General features: G+C 72.4%; 1 protein-coding gene. It reads right to left on the bottom strand.

Annotated elements, in window-relative coordinates:
• Positions 1-57 precede the first annotated feature (57 nt).
• Positions 58-3,427 (bottom strand): SDR family NAD(P)-dependent oxidoreductase (locus ACFWI9_RS33480; RefSeq protein WP_387168850.1); only part of this gene is annotated, 3,370 nt, incomplete at its 5' end.

Below are 3,427 nucleotides of genomic sequence, written 5' to 3'. Positions count from 1 at the left end.
TCACCGCATCGCTCACGCGGTGACGGGCCCGCCGACAGCCCGCCCACAGGGTTCCGCTCAGGCCTCCAGTTCGCCGTCGAGCATCTTGAACAACTCGTCGGCGGTGGCTGCCGCCAGTGCCTCGTCCTCGGTAGGACTGGCCGCGGTGGAGCGGTGCGTCGCGGCCCACTCGGCGGTCAGCGACCGCAGTCGGTGCTCGATACGGGCCGCCTCGTCCTCATCGGCCGCCACTGTGGTCAGCGTCTGCTCGATCCGTGACAACTCCGCTTCCAGTGCGGCCAGGTCGGCGCCGGTCCCGCTGCCCGACGCCGGTGTCCCGGCGATCGCGACGGGCTGTTCGCCCACCATCTCCGTGCGTAGGAACTCCGCGACAGCCACCACGGTCGGGCAGTCGTAGATCAGCGTGGCGGGCAGCCGTTCCCCGGTAGCGCCGGCGAGCCGGTTGCGCAGCTCCAACGCGGCCAGGGAGTCCAGCCCCATGTCGAGGAAACCACGCTCGGGGATGACGGCTTCCGGACCGCCGTGCCCGAGCACAGCCGCCACATGCGTCGCGACAAGGCGCTGGAGCTCGTGCCCCGCCTCCTCCCAGGGGAGCCCCGCGAGCCGCTCGGCCAGCGGCAGCTCCGCCTGGGCCCCGGAACCGGCCACGACCGAAGCGGACCCGGACGGGCCACCACCCGGCTCTCGGCCCTGTCCCGAAGCCGACCCCGCCCGCGGACCTGCCACAGCCGCGACGGGCACCAAGCCGCGCAGCAACGCGGGCAGATCGTCCTGCCGTGCCCGCAACGCCTTCGCATCGAACAGTACGGGCACCGACACAGCCTCACCGGAAGCGACCGCCGCGTCGAACAGCGTCAGCCCTTCCCGTACGGACAGTTCGCGCACCCCGAGGCGGCGGATGCGGCCCGCGTCCACGGCATGCGCGTCACCGTCACCCGCCGTCCCCTCCCACAGTCCCCAGGCGAGGGAGTGGGCTGGGAGTCCGAGGTGGTGGCGGTGGTGGGCGAGGGCGTCGAGGAAGACGTTGGCGGCGGCGTAGTTGGCCTGTCCGGCGGCGAGGATCATGCCGCCGGCGGAGGAGTAGAGGACGAAGGCGGTCAGGGGGAGATGGCGGGTGAGGTCGTGCAGGTGCCAGGCACCGTCCACCTTCGGCCGCAGCACCTCCTCCACCCGCTCGGGCGTCATGGCGTCCACCACGCCGTTGTCCATAACCCCGGCGGCGTGGACGACGGCGGTCAGGGGATGCTCGCCGGGGATCTGCTCCAGCAGCGCGGCGAGTGCGGTTCGGTCACTGGTGTCGCAGGCGGTGATGCTGACGCTGTGGGCGCCGAGGCGGATGAGTTCGGCGCGGAGGGTGTCGGCGCCGGGGGAGTCGGGACCGCGACGGCTGGTCAGCAGCAGATGCCGTACGGCGTGCTCGGCCACCAGATGCCGGGCCAACTGCCCGCCCAGCAAGCCGGTCCCGCCGGTGATCAGCACCGTACCGGTCGCCGGCCAACGCACGGCCGACTCCGCTGCCGCGGGCGGCGCCGCCACCCTGGCCAGTCGCGGCACCCGAATCTCGCCCTCACGCAGGGCCATCTCCGGCTCGTCCAGCGCCGCCGCTGCGCGCAGGGCGCGAACGGACGCCGGTGAACCGTCGGTGTCGATCACCGCGAACCTGCCCGGATTCTCGGCCTGCGCCGCCCGCACCGCGCCCCAGACCGGAGCCCCGCCCGGATCGGACACCCGGTCCGCCGGGTCCGCGGACACGACATCGCGCGTCACGACCACCAGCCGGGACGACGCACAGCGCTCATCGGCCAGCCAGGCGCGCATCACGGCCAGCACCTCATGGACCGCCTCCCGCGCGCGCAGGGGCGCGGCCGCCTCCCCGTCTCCGGGCGCCACGGAGAAGACGACCAGCTCCGGCACCGGCCCGCCGTCCCGGATCTCCGCCCACGCGGGCAGCGCGGCCGGTTCCACGAGCCCCGCGGTCGTTTGGCCCGGCACCACGGCATCACGCAACGGTTGCCATTCGACGCGGTACAGGGGCAGCGCTCCGCCGCTCAACTGCTCCGCCGTCACAGGACGCAGTACCAACGCCCCCACGGTCGCCACGGGAGCACCGTCACTGCCGGCGATGGCCAGCGAGACCCCACCGTGGCTTGTCGCCCGCATCCGCACCCGGAGCGCGGCGGCACCCGTCGTCCGCAGGGACACGCCTGCCCAGGAGAAGGGGACCCGGGTCTCCTGATCGCCGTCGGCCGGACCGTCACCGGTAAGGAAGTCGCTCAGGTGCAGCGTGGCGTCCAGCAGAGCCGGATGGATCCCGAACGCCGCCGCGTCGACGGCCTCCTCGGGCAGGGCGATCTCCCCCAGGACGTCCCCGTCGTGGCGCCAGATCCGCCGCACGCCCCGGAACATCGGACCGTAGCCGTACCCGTGCCCGGCCAGCTCCTCGTACAGGGTCTCCACCGGGACGGGCGTGGCACCCTCGGGTGGCCAGACCCCGCTATCCCCAGGCAGCGCCTCGGCTTCGCCGGCACCGTCTGGAGCCAGGACACCGACCGCGTGCCGGACCCAGTGCGCCGCAGGATCATCCGCGTCACGGGAATGGATCTCCACCGTGCGGCGATCGGTGTCGTCGGGGGCGTTGACGACGACTTGGAGGGCGAGTGGGGTGTGGTCGGGGAGGGTGAGGGGGGCTTGGAGGGTGAGTTCGTCGAGGACGGGGGTGTGGGTGCGGTGGCCGGCTTGGAGGGCGAGTTCGACCAGTGCGGTGCCGGGCAGGAGGGTGGTGCCGTGGACGGTGTGGTCGGTGAGCCAGGAGTGGGTGTCGGTGCTCAGCCGTCCGGTGAGGACGAGCGCGCCGGTACCGGGAAGCTGTACGCAGGCACTCAAGAGAGGGTGTGTGACTGCGAGTTGACCGAGGTGGGTGGGATCGCTCGTGGGTGGTGCGGCGTCGAGCCAGTAGCGCTTGCGCTGGAAGGGGTAGGTGGGCAGGTCGGCGGTGCGGGCACCGCGTCCGGCGAAGAACGCCGTCCAGTCGATTCCCACACCGAGGGCGTGCATCTGACCGAGAGCGGTGACGAGTTGGTTGGTCTCGGGTCGGTCGCGGCGTTGCGCGGCGAGGAACACGGCCTGGTCGCCGCAGCCCAGCCCGGCCAGTACTGCTTGCGGGCCGATCTCCAGGAAGGTTCGTACGCCCCCTTCCTCCAGGGCCTGGATGCCGTCGTGGAAACGGACGGTCTCACGGACATGCCGCACCCAGTACTCGGGATCGCGCAAGTCGGCCGGGTCGGCCAGGCGTCCGGTCACATTCGACACAACCGGGATCCGCGGCTCGTGAAAGGTCAGCCCGGACGCCACCCCCCGGAACTCCGCGAGCATCGGCTCCATCAGCGGGGAGTGGAAGGCGTGGGAGACCTTCAACCGGGTCGTACGC

The sequence above is a fragment of the Streptomyces sp. NPDC127084 genome, from assembly GCF_042724175.1.
In the GTDB taxonomy this organism is placed as follows: domain Bacteria; phylum Actinomycetota; class Actinomycetes; order Streptomycetales; family Streptomycetaceae; genus Streptomyces.
Note: the sequence above shows the minus strand (reverse complement) of the source record. Positions and strands in the feature narration are given on the sequence as shown.